The sequence below is a fragment of the Methylobacter sp. BlB1 genome (genome assembly GCF_015476545.1).
Lineage (GTDB): Bacteria > Pseudomonadota > Gammaproteobacteria > Methylococcales > Methylomonadaceae > Methylobacter.
This window is the reverse complement of sequence record NZ_JADMKV010000009.1, coordinates 72,677-93,756: the sequence shown is the minus strand read 5'-3', so window position 1 is coordinate 93,756 and position 21,080 is coordinate 72,677. Positions and strand designations below refer to the sequence as shown.

General features: G+C 49.4%; 21 protein-coding genes and 2 riboswitches. Of the genes, 18 read left to right on the top strand and 3 right to left on the bottom strand.

Going from position 1 to position 21,080, the window contains the following annotated elements; all coding sequences use genetic code 11:
• Positions 1–105: 105 nt before the first annotated feature.
• Together IT781_RS05715 and IT781_RS05710 are read right to left on the bottom strand one after the other, a co-directional pair.
• The gene (locus IT781_RS05715; RefSeq protein ID WP_194969173.1) at positions 106–855 is read right to left on the bottom strand and encodes a DNA alkylation repair protein; all 750 of its coding nucleotides are present in this window, start codon (positions 853–855) and stop codon (positions 106–108) included.
• Between the two features lie 198 nt (positions 856–1,053).
• On the bottom strand, positions 1,054–2,145 hold the full coding sequence (locus IT781_RS05710) for a GRAS family protein (RefSeq protein WP_194969172.1): 1,092 nt from the start codon (positions 2,143–2,145) through the stop codon (positions 1,054–1,056).
• 669 nt (positions 2,146–2,814) lie between these two features.
• Here IT781_RS05710 and IT781_RS05705 point away from each other — a divergent pair.
• The 8 genes from IT781_RS05705 (at position 2,815) to IT781_RS22820 (ending at position 8,849) form a co-directional block, all read left to right on the top strand.
• Positions 2,815–3,363 carry a hypothetical protein gene (locus tag IT781_RS05705; RefSeq protein ID WP_194969171.1) on the top strand — a complete coding sequence of 183 codons (549 nt, stop codon included), beginning with the start codon at positions 2,815–2,817 and terminating at the stop codon, positions 3,361–3,363.
• 494 nt (positions 3,364–3,857) lie between these two features.
• Positions 3,858–5,201 carry a group II intron reverse transcriptase/maturase gene (gene ltrA, locus IT781_RS05700; RefSeq protein ID WP_194969170.1) on the top strand — a complete coding sequence of 448 codons (1,344 nt, stop codon included), beginning with the start codon at positions 3,858–3,860 and terminating at the stop codon, positions 5,199–5,201.
• 104 nt (positions 5,202–5,305) lie between these two features.
• Positions 5,306–5,572, top strand: coding sequence for a hypothetical protein (locus tag IT781_RS05695; protein ID WP_194969169.1), 267 nt, complete (start codon positions 5,306–5,308; stop codon positions 5,570–5,572).
• Positions 5,544–6,026 (top strand): PDDEXK nuclease domain-containing protein, encoded by a 483-nt coding sequence (locus IT781_RS05690; protein ID WP_194969168.1) that lies wholly within the window; start codon positions 5,544–5,546, stop codon positions 6,024–6,026. The genes IT781_RS05695 and IT781_RS05690 overlap by 29 nt, the downstream gene beginning before the upstream one ends.
• Positions 6,027–6,114: 88 nt before the next feature.
• Positions 6,115–6,771: a hypothetical protein gene (locus IT781_RS05685; protein WP_194969167.1), complete on the top strand. Its 657-nt coding sequence runs from the start codon at positions 6,115–6,117 to the stop codon at positions 6,769–6,771.
• Positions 6,768–7,157, top strand: a complete 390-nt coding sequence (locus IT781_RS05680; protein WP_194969166.1) for a hypothetical protein — start codon at positions 6,768–6,770, stop codon at positions 7,155–7,157. The genes IT781_RS05685 and IT781_RS05680 overlap by 4 nt, the downstream gene beginning before the upstream one ends.
• Positions 7,158–7,257: 100 nt before the next feature.
• Positions 7,258–7,788: a hypothetical protein gene (locus IT781_RS05675; protein WP_194969165.1), complete on the top strand. Its 531-nt coding sequence runs from the start codon at positions 7,258–7,260 to the stop codon at positions 7,786–7,788.
• 428 nt (positions 7,789–8,216) lie between these two features.
• Positions 8,217–8,849, top strand: a complete 633-nt coding sequence (locus tag IT781_RS22820; protein ID WP_194969164.1) for a metal-dependent hydrolase — start codon at positions 8,217–8,219, stop codon at positions 8,847–8,849.
• Positions 8,850–8,994: 145 nt separating this feature from the next.
• Here the strand turns inward: IT781_RS22820 and IT781_RS05665 are convergent, their stop codons facing one another.
• Positions 8,995–9,693 (bottom strand): hypothetical protein, encoded by a 699-nt coding sequence (locus IT781_RS05665; protein WP_228778951.1) that lies wholly within the window; start codon positions 9,691–9,693, stop codon positions 8,995–8,997.
• A gap of 1,175 nt (positions 9,694–10,868) precedes the next feature.
• Between IT781_RS05665 and IT781_RS05660 the strand changes: the two genes are divergently transcribed.
• The 10 genes from IT781_RS05660 to IT781_RS05615 all read left to right on the top strand — a co-directional run bounded on the left by IT781_RS05660 (position 10,869) and on the right by IT781_RS05615 (position 21,078).
• Positions 10,869–11,993, top strand: coding sequence for a 3-oxoacyl-ACP synthase III family protein (locus tag IT781_RS05660; protein WP_194969163.1), 1,125 nt, complete (start codon positions 10,869–10,871; stop codon positions 11,991–11,993).
• A gap of 11 nt (positions 11,994–12,004) precedes the next feature.
• Positions 12,005–12,670 carry an enoyl-CoA hydratase-related protein gene (locus IT781_RS05655; RefSeq protein ID WP_228778950.1) on the top strand — a complete coding sequence of 222 codons (666 nt, stop codon included), beginning with the start codon at positions 12,005–12,007 and terminating at the stop codon, positions 12,668–12,670.
• 24 nt (positions 12,671–12,694) lie between these two features.
• Positions 12,695–13,417 carry an enoyl-CoA hydratase/isomerase family protein gene (locus IT781_RS05650; protein WP_194969162.1) on the top strand — a complete coding sequence of 241 codons (723 nt, stop codon included), beginning with the start codon at positions 12,695–12,697 and terminating at the stop codon, positions 13,415–13,417.
• A gap of 317 nt (positions 13,418–13,734) precedes the next feature.
• Positions 13,735–14,256 carry a hypothetical protein gene (locus IT781_RS05645; protein ID WP_194969181.1) on the top strand — a complete coding sequence of 174 codons (522 nt, stop codon included), beginning with the start codon at positions 13,735–13,737 and terminating at the stop codon, positions 14,254–14,256.
• 66 nt (positions 14,257–14,322) lie between these two features.
• Complete coding sequence (locus tag IT781_RS05640) at positions 14,323–15,090, top strand: transposase (protein ID WP_228778949.1); 768 nt, start codon at positions 14,323–14,325, stop codon at positions 15,088–15,090.
• A 193-nt stretch (positions 15,091–15,283) separates the two neighbouring features.
• A riboswitch (cobalamin riboswitch) is annotated at positions 15,284–15,492 on the top strand.
• Between the two features lie 250 nt (positions 15,493–15,742).
• Positions 15,743–17,854 (top strand): TonB-dependent receptor, encoded by a 2,112-nt coding sequence (locus tag IT781_RS05635; protein WP_194969161.1) that lies wholly within the window; start codon positions 15,743–15,745, stop codon positions 17,852–17,854.
• Between the two features lie 370 nt (positions 17,855–18,224).
• Positions 18,225–18,443: riboswitch (cobalamin riboswitch) on the top strand.
• A 109-nt stretch (positions 18,444–18,552) separates the two neighbouring features.
• Positions 18,553–18,732, top strand: coding sequence for a CbtB domain-containing protein (locus IT781_RS05630; RefSeq protein WP_194969160.1), 180 nt, complete (start codon positions 18,553–18,555; stop codon positions 18,730–18,732).
• A 7-nt stretch (positions 18,733–18,739) separates the two neighbouring features.
• On the top strand, positions 18,740–19,423 hold the full coding sequence (locus IT781_RS05625) for a CbtA family protein (protein WP_194969159.1): 684 nt from the start codon (positions 18,740–18,742) through the stop codon (positions 19,421–19,423).
• Positions 19,420–20,229, top strand: coding sequence for a precorrin-4 C(11)-methyltransferase (cobM, locus tag IT781_RS05620; protein WP_194969158.1), 810 nt, complete (start codon positions 19,420–19,422; stop codon positions 20,227–20,229). Before IT781_RS05625 ends, cobM begins: the two co-directional genes overlap by 4 nt.
• A gap of 12 nt (positions 20,230–20,241) precedes the next feature.
• Positions 20,242–21,078: a sirohydrochlorin chelatase gene (locus IT781_RS05615; RefSeq protein ID WP_194969157.1), complete on the top strand. Its 837-nt coding sequence runs from the start codon at positions 20,242–20,244 to the stop codon at positions 21,076–21,078.
• The last annotated feature ends 2 nt before the right edge of the window (positions 21,079–21,080 follow it).

Sequence of the window (21,080 nt, the reverse complement as noted above, 5' to 3'; positions counted from 1 at the left end):
CTGCAACGACAAAGTCCCTCGGTAATTAGTCCGTCAGTTTCCCTCGGTAATCACAGTTTTACAGCTCATCTGATTCAAGGGTGAAAACAGCTAACGTGAAGATTATCAGCGCTGCGCGGCTTTATCTCGCACAGCCGCCTGTAATGCCGGGTTAGCCATTGGCCTGTAAATGCTCCGGGGATAATCCAGAATATGGACATCCGGTCGTTGAAGTTCTCTAATTGCGTTTCCGGCAATCCATTTCGCAGATCTGCTATGATGGGCAAGAATGCGGTTTGCCACGATTAATGCCATTTTGTTTAAGTCAACATTTCTCTTGCCAATATTGCGAAGCGCCCAGTTCACTGCCTTTTTGACATAGATTCGCTCATCATCCGCTTCTCGCTCAATGATGGGAAAGAGTTGCTCAAACACTTCGTTGCCTGCTTTTTTGTCTGCAAAGCCGTAAGCGGCCATGATGACGAAACCAGCCCTTTTAACAAACTCATCATCATTTTTCGACCATTCAAATGCCTTGGCTAAGCCATGCCTGCTTTTGGCGAAAAGTCCCATACAGAATGAATCGCATATTTCCCAGTTCTCGAATGTCATAACCCACTGATCCATTTGCTCTCTGGAAATGCAATCGGGATCATAAATTTTGCTGCACAGAATTCTCGCTTCATAAATACCCGTCTCAAACAGCGAGAGGGCAAGATTATTGTCGCGTCCAATGTCCTTGGCTATATCCTTTAAGTCTTTATGATAAATGCCTAGTGAATTTTGGGCTTTGATGCCGAACTTGCTTTCTTTTATAAATACTTTCTCAGGGTCTGCCAATGCCTGTAGCCGATTTAGAGCCTCTTGCAAGTTCATGGCTTTTCCTCAGCTTGCTGCTCCTTGCGTGGCATTGAGTTGCTGCATAGGATCAAAAAAAGGACCGATGCAGGATGGCTGCGTGATGAAACTGTCTGCCGCGGAACAATTCTATCTATTGGCAGCCTAGCCCACCAGTGGCAACAGATACGCTCCAAGAGCATTAACGCAACAGAACCATTTTTTGTGTGCCTAAGCCTAAAGGGTTGCATGCAGGATGGACATCATATTGATACCTTTATGGCCTATACTAAGACGACCAGGGGAGTCCTGCCGGCAGCTGATTTCCTTCGCCTTCCAGGTTTCATCTACACTTACTTGTCTGCCCATGCGAAAGCCGGTTTTGGCAAGATACTCAAGCCAGCGGGAGGTGCATTCATGGCGTTCAAAGCGCTGCTCTTCGGGGTGAGAAACCACATCATCGATTTCTCTGGCAAAAAACGCCTTCAGGCCATTTTTTTCGGATTCGCTGATATCGAGTTGATCGATAATGCTGAATACATTGCCATAATGCGCATAGGCATTCTCTACCCGCTGGCACCAGTCGCTCTCCATATGGTTGCTGTCCGGTTCGGTCAACAGGAGGGCATCGGGATGCAATTGGCGAATCATATCAAAAAATGCGATGCGCTCGGCTGTGCTGGGGATGTGATGGGCGATCAGTGAAGCATTAACAGCGAGTTTATTAAATTGTTTGGGGAAGGCAGAAAACAATTGTTCCGGCATCAGCTTTTCGACCAAGCAATCCAGCGGGAAAAAGATGACTTTGAACGGTACTTTCGCCGCCGCTTTGGCAATCATTTGGCCGGCATGAGTCAAAGCCTCATGAAATGGCTCGACACCGATCACTGTCAATGTTTTCAAGGAGGTATTCCCGGACATGGACTGGATAAGTTTGGCGGTTTGAATGCCCCGGCCTATGCCAATATCAATCAGTACCGCATGCGGACCATCGGCAATGACATGCTTGATGGCATCGTTAACAATGCCATGGCTCATGCTGACCAGCGGAAACTTGTTGATAAGGATGTCAAAAAGCTCAATTTGTGGAATTTCGAAGCGTTTCAGATAAATATGCTCGCGCTCCTCGTTACGGGGGGTGAACCGGTTCTGGATAGCGTTGAGGAACAGCATGTCCAGGAAAGCTTGTGGTTCATCTGCAGCGCGTTCTGCGTTGTATTCGATCAATTGCCGTAATTGGGCGAGCTGATGCGGAGCAGGATTGCGAGCAAGTTTGCCAAGTAAAGCCTTTAAATTGCCATATAGTGAAAAATCGTGAGCGTGTTGCATAGTAAGTGAACTCCTAATAGTAATATAAAGTTTTTAAATGTCTTTCATACTCTTAGCAGTCGGCAACAAAACTACGATATTAGTCAGGTTTGTTAAAGGTATATCTACCGTTCCAATGATTGATAATTTAATAAATAAAAAATCAATTTGACTGCCGACCTTTGGCTGTCGCTGTGTCCTTGTTGGTACTTCATTCAACAGATCATCACAGTAATTGCTTACTATGGTACGGCCGCTCAGTACAAGCCTCAATGAACAAACTCACATCTACGATGTGAAATATTGCACAACGTATCGTCAGAAATTTGGTTTTTTGAAACATGCGAACTGTCTGGACGCACCGGACGCGATTGATGTGCTTCATTGCTCCCGTCACATCCTGTCAGGCCGACTATGCAGAAGCGATTCAAGAGAGCCGAATTCAGAGCAATTAAAGAGAGGCTGATATAAACCGATGAACATTCCTGAGTTTATTGCCTAAAATCGGGTTATCGTGGAAGATATAGTCACTTTGGATTTTCGACTGAATGTCGGATTTATCCTTGCGACTTGGGGCGTTGAATACAGGGACGGTTATCAAATCAATTGCTTAAACATAAACAACTGGAGTTATGCGACAAATGCCTTGGATTATTGGACACTTAATGCCATATATATTACGTTAGCGCTATGGCTCAAGACGAACTTCGGAGCAAGGCGCGCGAGATAGATTCCCTATTTCGTGCCCTCATTGCGGATGTGATTGAAGTAACAGGAATATGGCAGCAGCGTGGGGATGAGCTATCCCACCGCCTGTACGTTCGCACTGTTTTCTCTGCTGTTGAGGGTATCATTCAGGTAATGAAAGCCGGGGCGTTATTGTTCGATGAGCTCAATGAGCCGCGGCTTCTTTCACCGGAGGACATCGCTTTGTTGAATGAAATTGACCCTCAGATCAGTGGAAGCGGTCAGATCCAGATCAAGAAAAAGAAAATTTCACTTCTGCCAAACTTCGAGTACGCGATTTACACCTACGCACGCGTGCGCAGGATGAATGTTGTGTTGGATAAAGGCGGTGAAGGGTGGATGGCATTGAGGGAGGCTATTGGCGTAAGGGATAGGTTAACCCATCCTCATAAGGTAGCGGATTTGGAAGTGGGGCTTGATGAACTAAAGACCATCGAAGCCGCGATGAAGTTCTTCCGTGACACAACAGGTCAGTTGCTGCTTCAGCAATGAGCGCTAACAACTCAATGAAGCCGACGCCGGAAAGCGCGCCAGTTATTTCTCGCCGTGGCAGCGGCGCGGCTTATTGAGAACGTGTGTGCCGGGCATGGCACGTTACTATGTCGGTGAAAGTCCGGCAGCCAGGTTTTCGTAGAGCCGAAGGCTAGGGAAACGGCAAGGGCGTTGTTGTGAGGCAAAGTCTGGAAGAAGCCGAACCCAAAACTGCGGGGCGATGAACAAGAACTGGATATGAGGCGTGATACATCCGGGGCGAGCGGGCACGTAACCGCGAAGCCCTCCATCTACGATTGGGATGTATTTTGTAAATCCGGCGTTCGCGCAGCGAAAGAAACGTGTCTTACCCCGGGAGGTCTCCAAACTGCTTCGGAGTTGAAGCTGAATGGCTGGAAACGGTCATTGAACCATCTGGAGAAGTCAGCAGAGGGCATAGTAGGCGGATGGCAACCGCCGAAGGCCTGAACGATGAGAGAGGATAACCCTTTGCAATGAATCAAACTATCGCATCAGACCACCTGCACGAGCAGGCTGTGGGCCAACCACAGGATGAAAGCATGATTGGAGCGCAAAGTCAGTTGGACTCCATCCAAGCTAAGGCGAGCTTGCAGGCGGTATTGGAGCGCACCAACCTGCAACGCGCGCTGAAGCAAGTACGCCGGAACAAAGGCGCACCTGGCATCGACGGCATGACCGTCGATGCATTACCGCAGTACCTGAAACAGCATTGGCCGGATATTCGCGAACAACTGGAAACGGGCTGCTATCGTCCCCAACCGGTGAGACGCGTGGACATACCCAAACCCGACGGCAGTAGTCGAGGGCTAGGGATACCGACCGTGCTGGATCGATTCATTCAACAGGCTATCGCCCAAGTGTTAAGCCTACAGTGGGAATCCCAATTTCATCGGGATAGTTTTGGTTTTCGTCCAAATTGCTCTGCGCACCAAGCGGTGCGCAAGCTGCAATCGGATATACGCCAAGGCTATCGATGGGTGGTCGACCTGGACTTACAAGCGTTCTTTGATCGCGTTAACCATGATCGGCTCATGGCCAAGCTGAAAAGCCAAGTTCATGACCTCTCGTTACTGCGACTGATCAACCGTTACCTCAAGACAGGCGTTCAAATGGGAGAAACCCTTCAGCCATGCAGAATGGGCGTTCCTCAAGGTGGGCCGTTATCACCGCTGCTAGCTAACATTGTATTGAATGAATTGGATTGGGAATTGGACAGGCGTGGCCACCGTTTTGCCCGCTATGCTGACGATTGCAACATCGTCGTCAAAAGCCAACGTGCGGGCGAACGGGTCATGGCAAGCGTAACACGCTGGCTGAGTGACAGACTGAAGCTCACAGTCAATCCGCTCAAAAGCGCGGTGGATCGCCCATACAACCGAAAGTTTTTGGGCTTCACCGTCAGTCGCAACGGGAGTAAGCTGAAAGTGGCCGACCAGGCCATGGACAAGCTCAAAAACCGCATTCGCGAACTGACCCGCCGTACTAGAGGCCGCCGTTTGGAACAGATTATCGCAGAATTAAGAAAAGCCCTGCTTGGTTGGAAAGCTTACTTTGGCATCGCCGAAGTAATGAGCCCTCTGCGTGACATCGACAAATGGATACGACGGAAGCTACGCTGCTATATCTGGAAACAATGGGGAAAATCGGGCTACCGGCAATTGCGCAAACGCGGCGTTACAGTGCGAGAAGCCTGGAACACCAGCAAGAGTGCGCACGGCCCATGGCGTCTGTCGAAAACCCCGGCGTTATCGTTAGCATTATCAGCGAAAGTATTTGCACAAATGGGGCTGCCCGCCTTGGCGGAGCGGCAGGTATGAATCATCGAACCGCCGTGTACGTGATCCGTATGCCCGGTGGTGTGGGAGGGAGGAGCCGCGAGGCTTCTTCCTATCCCGATTATGCGTAAAGAGATACTCCTCAAATGATGGAAACAATGTTTAAAGATTGGCTTTTGAAACGTGGCAATAAAGGTGCCGCAAATAGCTATCCTAAAGCCATACATCTAATATCTGAACACTACTCGACGCAAACTGGTGAGCAAATCGACATTTATAAGTTAAAAGATCAAAACAAAATTAGTGAACTTGCTCGAGATTACAATCAAACAGGCAAATTTTCAGAGTTTGGGTACGAACAACACGGTCGCTTTAGGGCGGCCATTGGCAGATATTCTGATTTTTTTTGTTGAATCGCGTGGCGAAGAACATGACATAAAGGAAGCTATCATTGGAGATGGCGAACGGGATATTCCGGATTCATTAACAAATTTTGCTTACGAAAAAGACTTACAAACTGCGCTTTGTTCCCATATTTCTGAATTGTTTCCTGATTATCATATTTATGGAGGCATAGGAATTGGAGTGGAATATTCTATTGGCGGCAAAAGAATTGACGTATTGCTAGAACATGAGCAAAGCAAGAATTTGCTTGTGGTTGAGCTGAAATCTGGTGAGGCAGATTTTAAAGTGTTTGGTCAAATATCAATGTATATCGGACTTCTTAAACGACAATTCCCTGAGCGCAATATTAGTGGTGTAATTATCGCTGGTAGCATTGATGATAGTCTTGTTCAAGCAACTGAAATCACTGATAAGGTCTCGCTAAAAACTTATCGTATGAGTATTGAACTTGAAGACGCATAACCCGGCGCTCAAGCCGACCCGTCTCCGCTACGCTCCAGCGGTCGGCTTAGCTCTACGTTAAGCTTTTTATCAAACGAGGGAAGAAATTATGACATCACGGTCAGATATTATTGATGGCTCTCAGGCTATTGGCAGAAAATATGGATTAATTTACACAAGAAAATGTGGATGGGTAGATTTAGGCCACGCCAATCCAGATGGGCCGGATGGAGCCAAGAATCTGTGGGATAAGATTCTGAACGAAAAAGACGAGGGAAGTGGAAAATCGGAGTTTTTCAGAATTACGTACAAACAGATGATGGGCAACAAATATATAAAAATGGGCATGCAAAAGAAATACGATATTAAAAAAGGCATCCAAGTAAACGACAAGAAATCGGTCGCTCTATCAATATTCTTGGACGTATCTAACGCGTTCGAGTCTATGCAGTCAGGGTGGCCTTTCCGTTGGGTAACAAATAGTGGATATAGCGCCGAAGATTTAGTGTCGGACTTGATTGGTTTTTATCGGGCTGTCAATCCAAGTATGCCATATGTACAAATATTCCAACCTGTTAGCAAGGATTTGGCGCTCCAAATTTGGGACAGATATGGACCTGTTGGAAACAATAAAAATTATTCAGCAACCCCGTTCTTATATCCAGTGCCACCAGCACAAGGAGGACCAATGTGTGGAATCTTGCCTCCCGAGTTGAACACAGTCCAACCCGCAAAGCCAGGAATTCTTTTCATGGAAGCGAAATGAGCATTCGTATTATAAGATTAGTATTCTTGGTGCTGGCAGTTGTATTTTTTGTCGTTATATATACGGTGATTGTGAGCTTTTCTGAGCATCAAGAATATTCCTCAGACAGTTTGATTAATTACTTACTCACGCCTAATGAATTGTCCGCAATATCAGAACAATGCAAGGATAAACCTATCTTCGTTTACAGCTCGGCGGATGGGCCAAAACCAACTATCGTAACCATGAACTGCACCATAGCCAAACGTGATTTTGAGAATCAGATGAACTCTAGTGGCTTTCAATATATTGACGGCCTTTACCAAAAGGGAGGCGTGCAAATTCAAGTCATCACAAGCTCGGACGGAGAGGAAGTGACGTCGGTTGCATTGATCGGGGCAAATTAACTTAACAAAGCCATCAACTCGGACATATTTTTCGCTCCCTGTGGTCGCAAAAAATGTGCCGGTTACGGCAAGCGTTAGGTGCCCAGAGCCAAATCGCGCTATGCCTACTAAATTTTTCTTCCCCCTAATTTTTGGAGTGGCAGCAAGCTTTTTTGCAAGCTCGCTCGCCGCCGCAAATGAAGACATTCCCTCGCATTGCAAGGAGCATGAGATCAAATTTCTTAATGCACGAATGCATCGGGCTGGAACAAATGATGCAGAAAAAATCCTGTCCCTATGCGGAGATAGAGAAGCCGAGCCCTTGGAAAGAATGGCTTACCGATTTGGCGCTATGGGTAAGGTCGAGTTGGAGATTATCGCATCCACTCAGCGCAAAGCCGGCATTTCTAGGCAATTTGATGAGGCATCACACGCCGGTCTAATATCAATCTTTTTTTACAATGGTCCTTATGCATACGAGGTCGCCGAGGGCATGGGAATGACAACGGGCATTCGTCTCAACGTCTACCGCCACAAAGAAGCAGTTGTTGGTTACGAATCGTATGAATATGAATCTAGGTTCGTAGAACTCAACTTCGATCAGGCCTCGTCTCCAATATTTAAATACGTAAGTCCCATTCAACCGTGGTAACTAGGCACTGCATGTCGCCAAAATTATTCAAAGCACCTACAATCCGCGCCACCGGACCGTTAAGTCAACTTCGCTGGTTGATAGTCCGGTGAGCTTTAGCGTTATGCGTGAAGGAGATTCAGGTTGCCAGATAACATCCAAGATTGGCGAAATAATCTTCAAATCAAGGCGGTCGAGAATAAGCAAGCCGCAAAAGCTAATGGGCAGAAGTATATTGGGTACAGCAGTGTCAAAAACAAGGATATCAAGCGGAAATTTTCAGAGGGCCTTGCATCTTTCCTTTTCTGGTATTCCCGTTGTAAGGTCTTGTCGTTCCCTATAAAAAGCAGGAGTCAAATATGAAACACGCATCAAAAACTAGCCCTAGCCCTTCCATCAAGCGGGACGCGCTAAAGCGAATCCCTTATGTCAAACGTTAGGGATTGCATATGCCAACCGTCTTTACGCATCCAGTTGTACCATTAGCCATTGGTCTAGGGCTAGGCCGCAAGCTAGTCCCCGCTCCCTTATTAGTGTGCGGTGTTATTGGCTCGATCCTGCCTGATCTCGACGTCATCGCGTTTCGCATCGGCATTCCATATGCAGCGGAGTTCGGTCATCGAGGGTTTTCCCATTCGCTGCTGTTTGCATTTGTCGTTGCGTTGCTATTCGCTTGTTTCTATCGCTTCCTCCAAACAAATTTTCTCCGCGCGCTCTTATTTCTGTTTATCGCTGTGAGTTCGCACGGAGTGCTGGACACACTGACAAACGGCGGTCTGGGAATCGCCCTCCTTTGGCCCTGGTCGGAGCATCGATATTTTATGCCCCTTCATCCAGTCGAAGTGTCTCCTCTCGGTATGTCCAGGTTCCTGTCGGAGCGCGGTCTAGTGGTCTTGAAGTCAGAGTTCTTATGGGTCTGGCTACCAGCAATGGCAGCCACCGCAACGATGATGCTTGCGCGCCTCGCCCTAACACTCCAGTTAATCGGACAACCGAAAGCAGGGCGCTTCTTTCCGAACGGTCCGTCTCGCGCGGTTGCCGGTTACCTAGACATTATAAGATTGTATAAAAGACGGCAATAGACAAGCTGAACGAAATACCAGGAACCGGAGAGTTATAAAATGACCTGAACGAGGCGCGGTAATTCCGCGCCTCTGGGTTTTGTTTTGCCGCCGCATGCATACGAAGATAGGCCGATGTCATGCTACTGCATGGTGTATTGCGCTGCTACGGCAGTGTGCAGGTACCGTCCCCGCCATCGCGAACATAATAGTCTGTGGAGAGATAACCGTTGGCGGCTGAGATAACATTCTGGCCAGCGCTCAGAAAGACGGGAGTATGAGGACGGGTTGAGCTTAGCTGTGTCAGCGGTGCGCCATTGACGGAAACATTGAGCAGGTAAGAGCCATTATCGAACAGGTTTACATACGGTTGCGCCATGCCGGTTCTGGCGTTCAATGCACAACCAGGCGTTACCGTCGCGTAAGATTTATTGCTGGCGGCATATTCCAGTGTGCCGTCGGCGCTGAAGGTATTGCCAGTGGTGTCCGGGAGTGCGCACATGCCTGGTTGTACGTTAAACGCATAGCTATCGGCGGTTTTTTTACTGAGCGCCACTACTACAGTGTTGCCGCCATCGGCCAGCCAGACACTAGCGGCCGGGTTATCGGTTGTGACAGTTGCCACAGAAGCACCGTTCAGCGATACGGCGGCGCTCACCCCTTGTTTTGGATTGAATAGACCGGCTTCTATTACCGGCGATTGCTCGCCGGTAGCTGGATTGGCAGCGCATTGCACCGCGCTGGATGCGTATGTCTTGCCGCTTGCACCGACTTGTACGTTAGTCGTTGCCCAAACCGGCGCACCTAATACCGCCATGCCCACAAACGCGGCTGCTCTAGAGAATAAGATTTTTTTGTTTTTCAAAGTTAGCTCCTTGTTGTTATGTCGACCTTATCAGTCAGCAATAAACATAGCAGAAACCATATTAAAAATAAGTTAATTTACCGGTGATTTCTCAATTTGACGAATGAAGCGATTCAGCAGAGCGGAACTCTGCATTCCGCCTAAAACTGCAAGCCATAACGCATCTTGTCAAAGTGGCGCGCAACCATCAGCTATCCGATAAATTCGAATAAATTTTCAATTCCAGCACCGGCTCTGCCCGGAATAAAGGCCCCGGCATTTGGGCGACCTACAAGAAACGTATAGCCAAGAAATCAGCGCTGTGCTCCGGTAAAAAACGGACAGTTCCTTGGCTGCACGCTCCCCACATTTCTATTTGCCGCTAACAGAACTTAGAGAGCCCCCAGGAAAGCATATCCAGAATGAGGCTATGCAGGAGAGCATCCGGGGGAATTCCTTATAACCTGTACCGAGCGCTGAGCAATTACAGCTTATGTAATTTTCACACATTTTTTGTGGAATATTACCGTGATATTACTTTTCAAATCACTAAAATAGCTTTCTAAGTTTAATATTATTTTATGGGTGTTATTTCGGTATTTATTGTGGTTAATTGATAGGTATTTTATAAATCCTAAAAACCTATATTGTATCGTTATGTATAAAACAAAATAAGCATTCATATTTCCAGGAATAACTAATATATAAAATATGATAGATTCCGTGCATGAGGTATTAACACAATGGATTAAATCCAATAACTATAACCTGTCAGAATTACTATCGAAAGATGTGCTGGACCGTATTTTAAACAAGAGTCATCACAAACTGAATGATTTCGATAGGCAAGTTATAGAGTATACCGCCTCATGCGCTGTCTACGACACTTATATTAAAAGAAGAGGCTTAGCCGATTATATCAGTGGATATAGCATGGGTATATTCGGTGCACTTTATGCCTCCGGATCCATTTCCTTTCGAATTCATTCGCGTTTGGCGGACATAACGCGGTAGTGCCGCTAGTGAAGTTCAAATAGACAGACGCAGTTGAAGATTTATAAACAAGTGAGGAAATAAAAAATGACCGAAATAAAACAAGAAGTATCAACTCTTGTAAAAGAATTCTTTGCCGACGAGTGCGAGGTTGATGTCAATTCCTGATTGACAGGAAATGGCCAGCGTGGAGACAACATAGCATGAGAGCAGCAAAGATAATAGGGACGGGCGCCTATCTGCCCGGCGATCCGGTGCCTTTCGACGAAATTCAGCGCTATCTGGGCGATATCCCCGAAGCGCCCAAGCGGGTGCGTCAATGGATCGACAACATGACCTCGGTCATGAAAGATATGCTGGCGATGGAGAATTACTATTACGCTTTTGATAGCAAGACCCGGGAATTTACCGACGACAATGTGACGATGTCGGTAAAAGCGGCAAAGATGGCGCTTGATGCGGCGGGGCTGAAGCCGTCGGATATCGATCTGATCTGTTACGGGTCTGCCCAGCAAAACCAGATGCCGCCGGCATCGGTGCGGATCCAGGAGGCGTTGGGCATTGAGGATTGTGCGGAATTTTCTATTTGTTCCAACTGCACGTCCGCCTACAAATCCCTTTTTATCGCATCTGAGCTGATCAAGACGGGGTATGCCAAGAGAGCGCTGGTCATTTCATCGAATATGATCTCGCCGGCCATGATGCCGGAATACTACAACCAACCCAAGCTGAACCGGGAAACGGTCTTTATGCGCTGGTTCCTGTGCGACGGTGCGGCGGCAATAGTGGTTTCGGGATATGACGCCGATAAGCCCGGCCTGGTGGTTGAAGGCAATTATCTTGAGTCCATAGGGTGCAGACGCGAATCCATCATGCACGACAATCGCCCTGCAAGGCCGATGTCCCCGCTAGTGGAATATGAGACTGCGGCGCATCACGTCCAGCAAAGCTTCAGAAATGCGCTGCATTCCGGCACATTTCAGGACGCAAGCGGGAAATCAGTCATGTTTGCAGGGATGAAACGCATGATAGCGAAGCTTAGCTTAACGCTTGGCGACATAAGGTTCATGCAAATCAACCTGCCCAGCAAGCAGATTACGGAGATTTTGCTGGAGGAAATTCTGGAGATAGGCATCCCGCGTTCGGCGTTATACACCAAGCTGAACAAGCTCGGATACTGCGGGCCTCCGATGGCGTTCATGTGCATCGACCAGATCATGCGTCACGAAAACTTAAAGAACAACGAAAAAATCCTGAGTTTCGTCACCGAGGTCAGCAAATTCATGCAGGCCGGTTATTTGCTCAGGGCCGAAGGTTATTCAAACTAAAGGCAGACATTATGGACAATCATATTGCAGTCATTGGCGCTGGACGCATGAGGATCTCCATTATCGATTTTCTGCTAAGCAAGGGATTCAAGGTTACTGCAATCACCCGCATGCCCGGGCAAGCCGAGAATTTGAACGGAAAATGGAAAAAAACAGTCAGCCGCCAGCTTAAATACGGCGCGGCCACCGAAGACCAGGCCGCTGACCGGGAGAATAGCTATTTCGCCAGTTCGAAGATGGAATCGATAAGCCATGCCGGCATTATTATCGAAACTGTCAATGAAGACATTGAAGTAAAAAGAATTGAGGAAAGCCCGGTCCCGGTTGTTGCGGCCATCAACGGCGCTTGTTTCGGCGGCGGGCTCGAACTGGCTTTGGCCTGCCATATATGGGTGCTCGGGCAAAGCGCCATGCTGCCGTCATCGGAATACATTACAGCGGACAAGGCCGTTGAAATAGGGCTTGCGCATTACGCCATCCCCAGGCTGGAAGTGTTAGATAAGGCTTTTGATGTTTTGCATCAGATGCTGGGCAATAAATCCGTCAAGGCGATCAACTACATCATGAAGTCTGTTCTGGCCGGTAGACGAATGGATCGAAAATCGGCGCTTGAGCTTGAGGCCGAGTTAGTAGTTGAGCTGGTTGAATCGCAGTACAACAAGCGCAAGATAGCGTAAAACGATTAGGGCGAGGGCGGCGACATGTTTGTCAAATTAACGATCAATGAATCTATAGCTTATATCACCCTCAATCGGCCCGATAGGCTTAATGCTTATAACAGCGAGATGCTTGATGAGCTGGACTCTGCGATTAAGACAGTATTGACAAACCAGACGCTGAAGGCGGTTGTGATCGGTTCCCCGTCCGACAGTTTTTGTACAGGGGCCGATCTAAAGGAAATAGCGCACAGGAGTTATCGGGACGTTATCAATTTAAAAAGCCGAAGAATTTTTGAAGAGCTCTACCATGCGTCGATCATCTCCATTGCAGCGGTTAAAGGGTATGCCATCGCCGGCGGGTTTGAACTGGCGCTGGCGTGCGATTTTATCGTGGCCGCCGATAATGCAAGATTCTGGTTGCCCGAGGTTGATATCGGGCTTATTCCGGCTGCCGGCGGCATCGAGAGGCTGGTCCTGCGCGTCGGGCAAAACCTCACTAAAGAAATCGTCATCTGTGGACGCAGACTGGACGCCAGTGAGGCGCATCGTCTGGGGTTGGTGACAAAAACAGTGGTTGCTGCCCAGCTTGAAGACGAAGTGACGGCATTACTGAAAATAATTATGGCCAAACCGGCCTGGGCATTACAAATAGCCAAAATTTCCATTAATGAGGCGACGTCAACGCGGAAATCAGCGCTTAATTTGTTTGGGCGGGCGTTCCTGCACGAACTAAGGGCGAGTAAGACAAATACTATTGTTGATTGAATGAAGGATGTTCAGTATGTCAGTAAATTCAGCACCATATCCGCGAGTCATTGGCTTGGGGACAGCAAATCCAAACACGCGCTATGACCAAACGATCATAGCGGACATGTTTGGCCACAAACAGGCAAGGATTAAAAACTTTTCGAAAACTCTCATATCCGGAAACGCTTCCTTTATTTCCCTGAACCGGGCAAAAATGGTTTGATATAGCAGGAAGACAGCGCTACTTTGCAGAAGAAGCATTTGAGCGGCAGTTTGAAAATGGGAGCGGCGGCCATTAACAAATGTTTGCGTGAGCAAAATCTGATGCCCGTGACATTGGCTATCTGGCCTGTGTTACCAGTACCGGATTCCTTTGCCCCGGGGTTTCTGCCCATATTGCAAAGATACTTAACTTCAGACCGGACGTAAGAAGAACCGACATTCTGGGAATGGGATGCAACGCCGGTATCAACGGTCTGCAGGTGGTCACCGACTATGTCCGGATGAACCCTGGCAAGAAGGCCTTGCTGTTGGCCATAGAAGTCTGCTCATCCGCTTACTATGTGGGCAGCAGCATGGAAACAGCGGTCGTGACTTCCCTGTTCGGCGACGGTTCGGCCGCGCTGTTGATTTCATCGGCTGATGAATATACAGGCGCAAACGGTCCCATGATCGTCGATTTTGAGTCGGAAACCATTACCGAGAACATAGACGCGCTGCGCTATAACCTGGTGAACGGCATGTTGTCGTTCTATCTGGACAAGGATATTTCTTATGTTATCGGCGCCAACATACATAAGCCCATCCAGCGTTTGCTGGAGAGGAATGACCTTAAATGCGAATTAAGAGCTGAATAGAAGCCAGTTCATACCGTTAAACTATTGAGGAAGACACCACTCACCCTCAACAAATTAAAGTAACGCATGAACTGGCAAGAGCGATTAATAACGATTTATCTCTATGTCTCCAAGCATTATCAACTATGCTTATGCGGATCGGCATTTACGCGCCTGATTTCCCAGATTACCCAGTTATGTGACGTATGTGCAGCGCTTGAATCGGGTGGCCGATGTGTTTGCGCCCTTATTGGCACTGATTCAGCAAGAACAAGAGGCCAAGAATTCAGGCAAGTCTGGCTGATTGACTCCTTCCCGGTGGCCTTGGCCAAGCCAGGTCGCCGGTTTGAAGCTTGTGTGGCGAAAGCGTTGGCTGACTCAGGCTACTGCTCAACAAAGAAGCTGTACTATTATGGCGTTCGGGTGCATGTCATAGGGCGCCGCCAGTCGGGCTCATTGCCAATACCTGGATATATCGGTGTGACGGGCGCCAGCGCCCATGAGGGCAAGATATTTGATCAGATTCGTCCGTACTTGCACAACAATGAACTGTATGGCGATAAAGCTTATCAACGGCCCGATGCCGAAGCCGTCAGGCAAGCCCAGAACCTGGCTGTCCTGATACCGGTTAAAAAACAACAAAGGCAACGCTATCTGGAACCCCTGGATCAATGGCTGTCCACCGCGGTTTCTCGCGTTCGGCAACCGATTGAAGCGTTATTTGCCTGGATTGAAGCAAAGACAGGCATTGAATGTGCCAGTAAAGTGCGTTCTTACAATGGACTGATGGTGCATGTCTTCGGCAAACTTGCGGCGGCTCTGTTTTTCTGGAATTTTTTACAAATTAGCTCTTAATTCACATTTAAGTTGTGCCACTGGATGATCAAAAAACTCCGCAGTTATCTACTCTGATTCATGCAGTGGCAACCTGTGACTACTGAGACGTTACATGGACAACGCCATGACATGGATAAGTTGTCGAGAATTGTCATTGCTTTTGACATCAAGCACTACGCCGGAAATTTGCTTTATCTCTATTACCTCTTATAATTGCCGCCTGCTTTCAGGTTCTGTCAGGTTTTTTATCTGACGATTAAACGGGAAGTCGGTCAGGTTAAACCAAAGCCGACGCTGCCCCCGCAACGGTAGATAAGTAAAAGAATCGTCAAAATGCCACTGTGCTATGCATGGGAAGGTGACGATTCAGGCTTCCGCCACTTATAAGCCCGGAGACCGGCCCGAAAGTTTGATTCGATGCAGCGGAGGGCTGTCAGCGAAAATGGCAGTGCAGCTTCGCGTTTGCGTCCTCTCTCATTTTCTTTAGTCCTCTGTTGTGTACTACAACCTTTATGCGCGGGCGGCGCAGGGGACCAACATGCAAGAACTTATCTTCGGCAGCTTATTACTTACCGGTATTACTACCCGGTTACATACGCAGAAAACACCCAAAAATCCTCCCGATAGGATGGTTGTCATGTCCAGTTTGACAGTCAGGACATGAGTTGCCATGCGTATTAAAAAACAAAACTCTAAAATCTGCTTGGCTATAGGTGGATTGTTGGGCCTGAGCTGCGCCATGGTTAATGCCGATTCTCAACCTGTGGAACTAGAGGAAATGGTCGTCGAAGCCGGGCGAGAAAATGATCTTATTGGCACGACTGGCTCAGCGTCGCAGGGCGAAGTCCGCCAGGCACAACTCGAATACCGCCCGATGTCCCGTAACGGCGAGCTCATGGAAGTAGTACCTGGGGCGTTAGCTAACCAGCACAGTGGTTCCGGCAAAGCCAATCAGTATTTCCTGCGCGGCTTCAATCTCGATCACGGTACGGATTTTACGACCTACGTCGACGGCATTCCCATGAACATGCCTACCCATGCCCATGGGCAGGGTTATATGGACATCAATAGCGTCATCCCGGAATTGGTAAAGAAGATTGAATACGGCAAAGGCCCGTATTATGCGGAAATCGGCGATTTTTCCTCAGCCGGTTATTCGAAAATATTCTTGATGGACCAATTGCCTGCAGGTCTGTTGAAGTTTACTGGCGGCGAGTTCGGTTATTACCGTGCTTTAGTCGCTAATTCCAACCAAGTCGGCAGCGGCGATCTACTTTATGCTGGCGAGTTCAATTTCTATAACGGCGTCTGGCAGCAACCGGAGGATACAAAAAAATTTAACGGCATGCTGCGTTACTCGCTTGATAGAGGCGACTGGGGATTATCGGTTAACGGTAAGGGTTATACCAACAGCTGGACGGCGACCAACCAGATCCCTCAAGCCTTAATTGATAACGGCACGCTCGACCTTTACGGCACTATGGATCCCACGGATGGCGGCAAAACCAACCGCTACAGTTTTTCAACCAATCTCTGGAACAAAGGCGATAACTGGAAAAATGACGCCAATATCTATGCGCTGTACTACGATGTGGATTTATTCTCCAATCTCACTGGCTATTTAGACAACCCGGTCAACGGTGATCAGATACACCAGTTTGAACATCGAGTACAGGCGGGTGGCAATATCGAACATACCCGCTACAGCCAGCTGTCCGGTTTTGACATGGACAACACCGTGGGGCTTCAGCTTCGCCATGATGAAATCATGGGCATAGGTTTGGATCACACTGTCGGTCGGCACTATCTCAGCACAGTCAGTCACAGTAAGGTCAGTGAGACCACTGCCGGGGTTTATCTCAAGAACCAGACCTATTGGCATGAAAAAGTGCGTACCATTGCTGGTTTAAGAGGAGATTTTATCCATGACGATGTCACGGTGCTCGACACGGCTACGCATGATCCTCATGTCAAGGCGGCAAATTCAGGCAGTCGAGGGCAAGCGCTAGTCAGCCCGAAGCTAAGCCTGGTCATCGGCCCCTGGTACAAGACTGAATACTTTATCAATGGCGGTTTCGGCTATCATTCCAACGATGCGCGGGGCACGACGCTGCAATTCGATCCCAATACCGCTACAGCGCTAGACAGCAGTGCCGCCAGGATCTCGCCTCTAGCGCAGTCACGCGGCGCTGAAACAGGCATTCGCAGCAACTTTATCAAAGGCTTGAACAGTACCCTGGCATTCTGGTGGCTGGAGAGCGATCAGGAACTGGTGTTTGCAGGCGATGCCGGTACCACTGAAGTCAAAGGGAAATCCCGTCGATACGGCGTTGAATGGACCAATGATTATAAGCCGACCGGTTGGCTGACGCTGGATGCGGACTTTGCCTTTAGTTCGGCACGGTATGTGGCGATGCCAGAGGGTGAAACCAACAACTATATCCCAAACTCCGTCGGCACAGTTATCTCAGCGGGTGCTACGGTGGTTGCCCCTAACGGCCTATTCGGCACGGTACGGTTGCGCCACTTTGATGACATGCCGCTGGACCCTTCCGGTGCATTCTGGTCCGATTCGACCAGCATCGTCAATTTAGGGGCGGGCTACCAGCAAAAAAGATATAAACTGGAAGTCGATATCTTCAATATTTTCGATTCGACCGCCAACGATATTGCTTACGCTTATCAATATGCCTATCCTGCTGGTGCTTCGCCGCAGACGGGTATTCTGAAACATCCAGTTGAACCGCGCATGGCTCGGGCAACTGTCACGATCCCTTTCTAATAAAAGCTTAATGACCAGTCAAACGTTTGACATAACAACACTCACGGGAATGTCTCTTATTAGGTTGGGAATAGCTATTCAATAATTCCCGTATTAGCTCATCGCCAGTGTCCGCTTTGCCTATACAGAAGCTGGGCAAAGCATTCAACTCTGTCATTTTTCACGTACCCTATAACTTTTCTTTTATTCAAGAGTTTGATAATACGTTAGTTTACATGCACTGCGCCTATCAGGAAGTGATCTGAGACCAGAATTTCATTTGGGCTTAATAAGTTGTCGGCATGGGCTTAGGCGTTTCGAGATAACAAATGCAGCCCAGCTTCAACAGTAAAAGTAAGGAGTACATTCAATTAACACTCCAATTAGTTTATACTGGACTGAATGATTAGGTGCCCTGGCGCGCGGTTTGTGCGTCAGGGTGAAACGGGAAGTCCGGTGCATTGAGCGTTTAACCTCAGTCAAAGCCGGCGCAGCCCCCGCTGCTGTAAGCCTGATGAATCGTTCATATGCCACTGCGCGGTCAGTGTGGGAAGGCGAATGATTCAGATGACGGCAAGCCAGAAGACCGGCCTGGTCATATGAAGGATACCGACTCCGGAGGGGAGCCGTATGCCAGTCTGCAGCTATGGCTGTATTTGCGCATTCGTATTTCCTTATGGCGGTCGCTCCAATCCCTTACTTTAATCAGGAGACCCGACATGCTCGTTGAAACCCATTCCAGACACGCTTCCGGCTTAACCGCTGCACGCCTGATTTCTGCCTTGTCCGCTATTATGCTAGGCTTTGCACTGCTACTGATCGTCGGCTTTGCCTCAATGGCCGAAGTACATAACGCCACGCACGACACCCGCCACGCAACCGGCTTTCCTTGCCACTAGCGTCGGCATGTTCAAGCACATCGTATTCTCTGCTACGCTGGCCGGCAGCGTGGCCGCACTGTTGCTATCCTTGCTACAGATTTTTTGGGTGACGCCGTTGATTCTGCAGGCGGAAACTTATGAAACAGCTGCTGAAGCGGTTTTTCATGAGCCTACCGCCGGCCATGCCCACGATGAAACGGCCTGGCAACCGGAGGATGGCTGGCAGAGAACACTCTCGACGGCAAGCAGTAATGTCGTAATGGCCGTCGGTTTTGCGCTTATGCTGACTGGGCTGTACGCTTTGCGCAAGCCAACAGGCATATGGCAGGGGCTGGCCTGGGGGTTGGCCGGCTATGCGGTATTTTTTGCCGCGCCGGCCATAGGCCTGCCGCCGGATTTGCCGGGCACGACAGCGGCAGCACTGATGCTCAGGCAATACTGGTGGCTGGGCACGGCGCTGGCTACGGCGGGCGGGCTTGGGCTGATTTTTCTACAAGGCCGCTGGCCGCTACGGATGACCGGCCTGCTGCTGTTGCTGATACCGCATCTGCTTGGCGCACCGCAGCCTGAAATGGCTGAAAGCCTGGCGCCGGCGTTGTTACAAAACCAGTTCCGCTGGGCCAGTGCGCTCAGTAATGCTGTGTTCTGGATGGCATTGGGCATGCTGTCGGCACTGATATTTAACCGTTTGCAAGACAAAAGCGAATGACTCTTTCTAATAAAACCGAAGCCATTAACGGCCAAATCTGGTTCGTCGGCGCAGGTCCCGGCGACCCGGAACTGATCACCGTAAAAGGCCAGCGCTTACTGCAGCAGGCCGGTGCCATACTCTATGCCGGCTCCCTGGTCAACGAGGCCGCTACTTTATACGCTCCTGATTCCTGCCTGATCCGCGACTCGAAGGATATGACTCTGGAAGAGATTACCGGCTGGTTGATAGAACAGGCGGGGCAGCATAAAACCGTGGTGCGGCTGCAGACTGGTGACCCCGGGCTTTATGGCGCACTGGTCGAAATGGTGCGACCACTCGATGCAGCGGGCATACCCTGGGCCGTAGTGCCGGGCGTGTCTTCGGCCATGGCCTCGGCTGCCGCGGCCGGCGAAACGCTGACACTGCCCGAGATAACGCAAACCGTGATCTTCACCCGCGTGGCCGGGCGCACGCCCATGCCGGCAGGCGAGGAGCTGGAGTCTCTGGCCTCGCATCACACCACTTTGTGCATTTTTTTATCCATAACGCTGCTGTCGGACGTGCAACAGGCTTTGCTTGCCGCAGGCTGGGCTGAAGAGGCGCCGATTCTGGTGGTGCAAAAAGCCAGCTGGCCAAACGAAGAAAAGCTCGTTCGAGGAACGCTTAAAGATATTCGCGAAAAGTGCCGCGCCGAGAAAATCAACAGCCAGGCGATGATTATCGCCAGCCCGGCATTGGGCGCTCGCCATTGGCCCGAAATTCGCCATTCAAAACTCTACGAAGCCGGGTTTTCACACCGTTTCCGCAAAGCCGTCAAATCATGAGACAGAATATCTATGAATAAGCAAACCATTTTATTGATCGGACATGGATCGCGCGAAGCGTCCGGCAATCGCGAAGTCGAAGCCTTCGCCGAACAATGGCGTGCCCGCCAACCGCAACGACGCGTAGAAGTCTGCTTTATCGAGTTTGCGGACGTGCTGATTGACGCAGGACTGGATCGCGCGGCTCAGCACGGTGGCCGAGTGGTTGTGGTACCGCTGATCCTCAATGCTGCCGGCCACGTCAAGATGGAAATACCCGAGCATATCGAGCATGCCCGCCTGCGGCATCCAGAGGTTGAATTTATTTATTGCCGCCACCTGGGCGCCAGCGAGGACATTCTGGCTATTCTCAAGCGCAATCTGCGTAAAGCCTTGGCGAGCCTGGACATGCCTGACCCACGCAACACCGGCGTTATTCTGCTGGGCCGCGGCTCGTCCGACCGGGTCGCCAACGGTGAAGTGGCTAAAATGGCTCGCTGGCTGTACGAGGACGGCGATCATCCGATGGTGGACATCGCCTTTACCGGCATCACCCATCCACGTCTGGAATCGATGGTGCAACGCCAGGTCAAGCTGGACATGCGGCAGATTGTGGTGCTGCCGTACTACTTGTTCACCGGCACCCTGATCGAGCGCATCCATCGACAGATAGCGCGCTTGCAAACCCAGTATCCGCATATCCACTTTGCCCAGGCCGATTATCTGGGGTTTGAGGACGAAATTTACGCGTTGCTGGAACAGCGCATCGAGGAAGCCACTCAGATGCAATCCCCTGCCATGATGGAATGCGACGGCTGTAAATACCGCGAATTCGCCGCTGATCATGGCCATAGCCATCATCACGCCTAAGC